The 6,872-nt window shown below is 47.4% G+C and carries 9 protein-coding genes; 2 read left to right on the top strand and 7 right to left on the bottom strand.

Annotation, left to right across the window (positions count from 1 at the left end):
- Positions 1-94: 94 nt before the first annotated feature.
- From AK963_RS23720 to AK963_RS23710, 3 genes are all read right to left on the bottom strand, one after another.
- On the bottom strand, positions 95-802 hold the full coding sequence (locus AK963_RS23720; RefSeq protein WP_066017874.1) for a phenylacetate--CoA ligase family protein: 708 nt from the start codon (positions 800-802) through the stop codon (positions 95-97).
- Between the two features lie 30 nt (positions 803-832).
- Complete coding sequence (locus AK963_RS23715) at positions 833-1,411, bottom strand: phenylacetate--CoA ligase family protein (protein WP_066017873.1); 579 nt, start codon at positions 1,409-1,411, stop codon at positions 833-835.
- 149 nt (positions 1,412-1,560) lie between these two features.
- Complete coding sequence (locus AK963_RS23710) at positions 1,561-2,970, bottom strand: polysaccharide pyruvyl transferase family protein (RefSeq protein WP_066017872.1); 1,410 nt, start codon at positions 2,968-2,970, stop codon at positions 1,561-1,563.
- Between the two features lie 417 nt (positions 2,971-3,387).
- Between AK963_RS23710 and AK963_RS23705 the strand changes: the two genes are divergently transcribed.
- Positions 3,388-3,714: a type II toxin-antitoxin system RelE/ParE family toxin gene (locus tag AK963_RS23705; RefSeq protein ID WP_238593829.1), complete on the top strand. Its 327-nt coding sequence runs from the start codon at positions 3,388-3,390 to the stop codon at positions 3,712-3,714.
- On the top strand, positions 3,707-3,997 hold the full coding sequence (gene nadS / locus AK963_RS23700) for a NadS family protein (RefSeq protein ID WP_066017870.1): 291 nt from the start codon (positions 3,707-3,709) through the stop codon (positions 3,995-3,997). Before AK963_RS23705 ends, nadS begins: the two co-directional genes overlap by 8 nt.
- A 401-nt stretch (positions 3,998-4,398) precedes the next feature.
- On the opposite strand, the gene AK963_RS23695 is transcribed toward nadS, so the two are convergent.
- The 4 genes from AK963_RS23695 to AK963_RS23680 all read right to left on the bottom strand — a co-directional run.
- Complete coding sequence (locus AK963_RS23695) at positions 4,399-4,968, bottom strand: lipid-binding SYLF domain-containing protein (RefSeq protein WP_066017869.1); 570 nt, start codon at positions 4,966-4,968, stop codon at positions 4,399-4,401.
- Between the two features lie 149 nt (positions 4,969-5,117).
- Entirely contained in the window at positions 5,118-5,633 is a 516-nt protein-coding gene (locus tag AK963_RS23690; protein WP_202969848.1) for a DUF6398 domain-containing protein, read from the bottom strand.
- A gap of 146 nt (positions 5,634-5,779) precedes the next feature.
- Positions 5,780-6,232 (bottom strand): hypothetical protein, encoded by a 453-nt coding sequence (locus tag AK963_RS23685; RefSeq protein WP_066017867.1) that lies wholly within the window; start codon positions 6,230-6,232, stop codon positions 5,780-5,782.
- A 17-nt stretch (positions 6,233-6,249) separates the two neighbouring features.
- The coding region (locus AK963_RS23680; RefSeq protein WP_175404619.1) for a recombinase family protein at positions 6,250-6,872 on the bottom strand (623 nt) is incomplete at its 5' end.

Below are 6,872 nucleotides of genomic sequence, written 5' to 3'. Positions count from 1 at the left end.
AAATCAACATGCCCAAAACCTTCGGGTAGCTGTGGTCGACGAGACATCTGTTCCAGATAAAATGCTTGGTAATGATGCCTGAGCATAGCTGGATTCAGGTTAAGGATTTAGAAATTACGATTGGTATTACCTTTACGGACTGCGAGGCCCCTTTCATGTCGAGAATCTTTTGGAAGGCACTGGTAACAACCGCATCTATTTCCCGGGCAGCGATGTAGTTGATGGTGATTTGAGTTGGTGAATGACTGACGAACTGGAATTTTTGAATGCTTGGCACAAAGAACTCGCTAAGCACGATCGGATGGATCGAGTCAATCCTGCCGTCTGCGCACTGCACCGGCAACGCTTCATTGACGCGGCCGTTTATCGCTGTGATCGGTTCAAACTGCTCGTTGTCGTGACGGTGACCGCGGGTGACGTAGTCGCCCAGGTCGTAGCGGATGATCGGCAACGTCCGGTTGTAGAGTGGTGTGAGCACAACGCGTCCAATCTCTCCCGGGGCTACCGGAGTGTTATCAGCATTGAGTATTTCAAGAACGTTCTCGTCCTCCATTAGTCTCATGCCATCGCCCCCCGGGCGTTGTATGGCGATGCACATGGACTCGCTGCATGTGTAGAGATTCTGCACTTCAACCCCCCAGGCCTTGTTGATAGTGGCCCTGGCCTCAGGTGTCAGTACATCCCCGGACACCAGAACCGAGGCTGGTTCAATATGCAGTCGCCCGGCGATTGCCTCTAACGCCAGTTCATGGGCTATTGTCGAATAGGCAAACAGATACTCCGGCTGAAACGTGTTGAGCATATTCACCGTCTTTTTTAACGGGTCGAGTATTTAGCAAAGCTGCAAGTTAGCCACTAAAGGTGAGGTTGTGACAGCACTGGTTACACTGGCAAAACGGCCATGGATAGCACCGCAGTAAGCGATTCGCTTGCGCCTGAACAGGTGTTTCCCGCGAAGACTTATACTGTTACGCGCTATCATTACTCCACGGCTTCGAGACCAGGCATGCCGGTCGTAGGCAAATATGCCCATTGTTCCCGAGGAACCGGAGCTATGGATGACTACATAGTGGTTTTTATAGAGGCCGAGTGGCTCGTCTGAGTGAATCCACGTTTCTAATGGCCTGCGCTTGAGAAATGGGTCATTGGACACCGTGTCGAAGTTGTCCATTAAGATCTCCTTATTGATGATCGGGAGATCGGTAACCTTTATGTCCGCAAGTGATTCCGCAGTAATGCCGTGGCTTGAATAGTAATCGCGATAGAACGGAGAGTGCTCCCAGACGTAATTCAGTAGCTTGGTAAAGTTCTGTTGCTGGTGGTTAAGAATCTGCTGGCGCGACCAGTTTTGGCGTGTCCGAATCTCATGCGCTTCGCGAAGCGTAGATAACAACCATGAATGTCGAAACATAGATATAGTGACTCCTTGAAAGGTATGTAGCACTATAATGAAGCGCAGTATCGGAGTGTTGGTATCGCCTCAAGTCTGATGCTTACTGGTGAGTTGTCAGGGGTATTGAGGTTTCCAGGCCAAATGCACCCCGAATCAATTTTATTAGTTCAGCTCCATATTTTCTCTGCTGTAACGGGCAAATACGCCCTCCAGTCGGTTCCCAGATCAGGTAATGGAAAGTTCGGATAAACACGCCTTACCTCATTGGCAAAAGTCATGCCCATCTCACCCATACGTCGCAGATGTTGCTGTACAGAGTGGCCGATTTTCACTCCTTTTCGTTCCCGTTCCTGTGGCAGAGCGCGCAACAAACTTAATAATTTCTCTCCTAAGAAAGGCTCATCCACATCTAGGCAAAGTTCACCGCAACCTTGCTCGTTTAACAAATTGGGAATGCGCTCATCAATGCTCAAGCCCACGGACAACACCTTGGCTGGCATAGAGCAAACCATGGCATGATAACGTGATGTCACCATATAGCGGGCCTGTCGCAACAGTGCGACTATCTCGTACATATTATATTCATCACTTACAAAGCAAGGGGGCCGTGGGTATAAACTGTCTGCTAATGCCACACAGGCACGGCGATCCAATTGCTCCATGCCAATAATCACAGGAAAAAGGTTTTGTTCGCGCACAAACACGCCCGTTGCTTTTGCCAGCTCTTGAATATAAGTGTGAAACTGTTGTCTGGAACCGGCCGTGTCCCGATGAAAGTGTGTCAACCCACTATGACTTTCTTGATGACGCTTCAAGAAATAATAACAAAACGTTCTTTTTAAATCCGGTTTCACCGGCCACCAAAAAGGATTCACAGGGCAGATGGTCAAAATTTTTTGCTGCCCATCCCAGCCAGCCTGGCATAGTAACTTCTGTGCTCGTGACGAAGGTGCCGGGGTGAATGTCCAGGCTGTATCCGTTCCTTTAGCCTGTCGTATACCCATATCTTGTAACTGAAGGCGGGATGGCTCATTTCGGCATATAATGAGCGATTCTTGGCACTGTCTCTGGCAAAAGTGACGCAAACGATCATTCATTGCTCCAACCTCTGCTCCATACCCTATGCTCAATTTCTCTGCAACAGCAGCCATACCTAAAGCCCCCCCCATTACTATTGACAAAAAATCAGTAAATTTCGATGTAAACATCGAACCTTCACAGGCGATCACACCATGATGAGACCGGTTTTCCTGAAACAGGAAATGAGGGAAGCTTGCTTTGGGTAATGTTAATTGCCGGAAATTTTGCCCCATTCCCTGTGTTAAATGTTTATTAAAGGTAAGAAGGCTTATTTCTATCTGTTCCTCGCCCAGAATATGCTGAATTTGCCGAATTATTTCAGCTACGCGCACATCAGCACCGGTGTTACGGCTACCATTGTAACCGAGTAAAAAGAGTTTGAGAGGTTGGCCTGGTTGCCAGCGAGTAGTAGATGAGGCATTGTGACAGTGGAGATATGAGGTCAGTTTTGTATACCCGCGCACAACGTTCTGCAGGAAATAATCAATATCAAGCATAGCAACCTCGTTGGGAGTAACTCATTTGGACTCTTGGCTTTGAGTGTAGTTTTTAGCCGGAAATTCACCACATTGATTGTTGGGGATAAATTTCTATTTGACTGGGGGTGATTATTCAAATGAATGTATGTATGACTTTTTTGGGTTCGCAACCAAATAAAATAATGGCTCTTGTAGGATTTCAGACTGCTACTGGGTTGAACATTGCTGAAGCCCTTATCAACAAAGGTTGTCAGCATATTGTCCGGTAATGTTGCTCAACCCTTGTTTTTCGTGATCTACACTCAGTTTTCACTGTAGAGCAGTTCGGAATCAAAATAGAGCCTCTAATATTTTGATGAAATACGCCAATGGCGTATAATTAAGCATATGGTCATTATTGAAACTACGATCTTTACTCGGAAAATCAAAGAATTAATGAGTGATGATGAGTATAAGCTACTGCAGGAATCACTGATTAATCGGCCCGATGTAGGCTCTATCATTCAATCCACTGGTGGGCTGAGAAAGCTGAGAAAGCTGAGAAAGCTGAGAAAGCTGAGAAAGCTGAGAAAGCTGAGAAAGCTGAGATGGAAGCTGGAAGGGAGGGGTAAAAGTGGTGGTGTGCGCATCATTTATTACTGGGTGTCAGCCGGTGACCAGATTTATATGCTTTACGCATACCCTAAAAATGAGCAAGAGGAGCTGACTGCGGAGCAGAAAAAGCTGCTAAAGAAAATGGTAGAGAGGTGGTCTGATGGATAAATCAATGTTTGATGAGCTGTTGGCCAGCGTCCACGAGATGGATGATATTCGAGAAGGTAAAAAAACAGCAACGAGAGTGACTGAATTTCCTGAGGTGGAAGTCAAAGCGATTCGTGAGAAGGTGGGGTTGAGTCAGGGGAAGTTTGCCTTGCTGATAGGTGTCAGTAAAAGGACTCTGGAAAACTGGGAGCAAGGGCGTCGGCAGCCAACGGGGCCAGCCAAAGTACTGCTGAGAATTTTTGCGGTAGATCCGAAGGGGACTTTGAAAGCACTACATGGATAGTTTCAAGGTACAATGGTGCTATTATTGTCTGTTATCAAAAAATTCCGTACCCGGTTCCCTCCCCACCGCCATACACCTTAACCCTTACGATACCTGTCGTAAGGGTTTTGTCGTTTATAGACCCTTAAAACAAAGGGTTAAACTGATGATGCTGTGGTTTGTGGCCTTCCGTTTTTAAAGCTAATTTTCCCCATTTTTCTGACTTTTCTCTCTCCTCTCTGAAAAGCTGTGGTTTTTACCCTTGCGAGAACCACAGCGTTTAACTGTTTGATTCTATTGTGCTTTAGCTGTGGTTTGGGGTGTTGCAATTTTTTGAGTTCGCAGCCAATCCGGCGGTAGGGGCTCGGGACTGGATTCGAATTATTCTCTAGGGGGACATTCCTTGTCGAATGGCGTGAGGGTTACTCATTATGCTCAATAACATCATCAGTAAAATCAGTGCGCCAGAACTTATAGCCCTGGACTGTTGCCTGGGCAGCAGCTCCCCATATAGCTGATTGATAAATACGCACCCCATCCACATCATATGAGGCATTGGCTGCTGCCTGCCCACCTTCATCTTTGTGTCGGGCACTGGCCTCTGCCCTGGCACCAGCATCCCAGCCATCATCTACGAAGCGCTTCATAGCAGCATTGGTCTGGAAGACATAGAGAAAGGCAACCTTTTTAAAGCCAATTCCTACGCCTGCTCCAAGGGACGCGAAACGGTAATAATCGACCTTGCTACCTGTATGAAAGGTACAGATTCCACCGCCGGTAGAAGCAGCAAACAGATAGCTGTCACTACCGGTACATACCAGATAGCCTTTTCCTCTGGCTACGGCAGATCTGGCAGCAGGATGGTCGGTATATATTTCTGTCAATGCCTCCGAGGTGGCTTTACGGGCATTGGCTTTCTTTGCGTCGGGGGTAGAGCCTGTAGCACAGGCAGTGAGAGTGAGTATTGCTATCAGAATGGTAAAGGACTTCATGGGGTACTCCATCCATAAAGAAGGGAATGTGCTGAATCTACTTTGACACTGAGAAGCTGTCTAATAACCATTTTTATCATGGATACGACGATGATTGATTTATCGATAAATGATACTCAGTATCATGTTGTATCCACAGGGAGGTTTATTTAAGCGGTTTCCTCGTCTGCTGGGATAAAAGGAATAAGGCCTTTTTCATAAGCCACAACTTGCAAATCTCTCGGAGCGCGTCTTGCATCTACGATCATGCCATTAACCTCAAGCATCCAGGTCATCGGGTTCGTTGCTACTTTACTTGGAATGGTCCACTCTGGTGCCATTTGAAACATATCCAAGAGGTCACGAACTATTTTGGATTTCCCTTGGCCAGTACTTTGACCAACGCCAAAGTTTTTGTATAAGTCCGCAGCGCTTATATATGGATCCTCGCTTTTATCAGCTAGGAAGTTTACAAAACCAATAGCATGTGTAATGCCACATGCCCAAGCTAGGGGTTTACCTTTTTTAAGCGGTGAGTTCTTTTTGCGACATAATGCAGCGGTTGCTTTCCTTATGACCTCCGCATATTCATCGTTGAGAAACTTTTCAGAAAAGTCATCTGTTATCTGTGTGATTTCATCAAACTTCTCTCTCATATCGCTTGGGACTTTTTCGATCTTAGCCATGATACACCCTGTTGGCATACAAAAAGGGAAGTCTGGGATAAAAAGGATATACAGGCAAACCCGACCCTCAAAAGTATTGATGTCACAAAAGTTAGACTGAAACACAGTTCTGTTTTTTTTGCTTTACACACGTTTCAGCTACTAATTCATTCGTCATTTGATGACCTCTCTGGTGCTACCACTGCCAGTTTTCTGAAATGGTCTCGCTGTTCTGTCCAGAGCATGGGGAAAGGCTTCATACAATCCTTCAGCGTAAGCACCCATGTTCCGGTATTGCAGAGAATCGCTTCCTGAATATCCGGTGCCAGACAGGTCAGGCGGATCAACTTGGCTACCCGGCTTTTGTCCGTCTTTTCTTTGCTGGCTACGGCCTCAAGGGTTTTATACTTCCCATCTTCCAGCCACTTGATCCAGCGGTGACCTTGGATTAGAGCTCGCTGCAGAGCCTCCATCTCTTCATGGCCAACCATACCATCCGGTGTCTTGATCGTGCTCTTACCACCCCGTCGTATAATCTTGATGGGGATGGTTACCTTGATCAGGTTTTCCTCTTCCAGAAATTCAACGGTTTCTTCTCCGACTTTTTTGACAATGGCCATGGGGCTCTCCCTGCAGTTTATGGTTGTAGTTCAATGGCGACGGCATTCATGCCGTCAGGCCGGAAGTAAACGGTGACTTGCTCTGCAGCCAGTTCAATGCGTTTGATTAACAGTTCTGTCAGGCGTCGTTTTTCCGGAGCGAACAGCTCGTCCCATACCGAAGCCAGATCACCCAGTGCGGCCCGAATAGTAGCTTCATCAAGATTGCTATCCTGCTCACTGGCCTGTTGCCACACCTTGAATAGCAACTCTGGGCTGGCCAGTCGTTTACGTATCTCCTCCAGCACCATAAGTTCCAACGTGCGGGCCGACAGCGGCGGCAGCGGGCTGTTTTTGGCCCCCTGTTTCTGACTGGTGCCGGTCACGTAATAACGGAACAGCTGGCCGTTTTTGCGGGTACTGCTGGTGGTCATGGCCAGGCCGTCAGGGCCAACCAACATGCCCTTGAGAAATGAAGGATTGTTGCGGTTTCTGGATGCTCTGGCGCGCAGCTGGGCATGGACATCGAAAGTACCATGAGCCTTTGCCCATAAGTCCATGGGGATAATCGGTTCATGCTCACCGGGGTACCATTCGCCCTTGTTGCCAATCTCCCCGATATAGATCCGGTTGCGCAGAATGCGGTGAACCGTATTTTTGG

Origin of the sequence: Endozoicomonas atrinae (assembly GCF_001647025.1) — a bacterium.
GTDB classification, from domain to species: domain Bacteria; phylum Pseudomonadota; class Gammaproteobacteria; order Pseudomonadales; family Endozoicomonadaceae; genus Endozoicomonas; species Endozoicomonas atrinae.
The sequence above is the reverse complement of the archived record's forward strand: the minus strand, read 5'-3'. Positions and strand labels throughout refer to the sequence as shown.